The organism is Acinetobacter sp. LMB-5, from assembly GCF_001541635.1.
GTDB classification, from domain to species: domain Bacteria; phylum Pseudomonadota; class Gammaproteobacteria; order Pseudomonadales; family Moraxellaceae; genus Acinetobacter; species Acinetobacter pittii.
Genome location: NZ_LRDR01000119.1, coordinates 1 through 324 on the forward strand (window position 1 = coordinate 1; position 324 = coordinate 324).

The 324-nt window shown below is 47.2% G+C and carries 1 pseudogene; it reads right to left on the reverse strand.

From position 1 onward, the window contains the following. A pseudogene (locus tag AW165_RS18775) lies at positions 1-324 on the reverse strand (fimbrial biogenesis outer membrane usher protein); the annotation flags it as partial.

Genomic DNA, 324 nt, shown 5'->3' on the forward strand with positions numbered 1-324 from the left:
CCACATCTACTGAAAACTCATTTATGCCTTTTGCCAGAATCTTGGAGGAAAAATAGTACGGCTTTTTGGTAATGCTCTGCTGTCCCGTTGCATCGGTGGTCACAAGGGTGACTTCGTTTCCTGAAATAAATGGGAGCTGTTTAATATCAAAGGGACCAGATGGGACTAACCCTGAATAAATCTTTTGCTGGTTGACGTATAAATCCAGTGTTGAAGGCAATGCTGCCGAGCCGGAAAATTGTGGTAGCGCCGAGGTGACAATATCACCGCGTTGGCTATAAGCGCTCGACCACTGAAAACCGGCAAGACGGACACTGCTTCCCC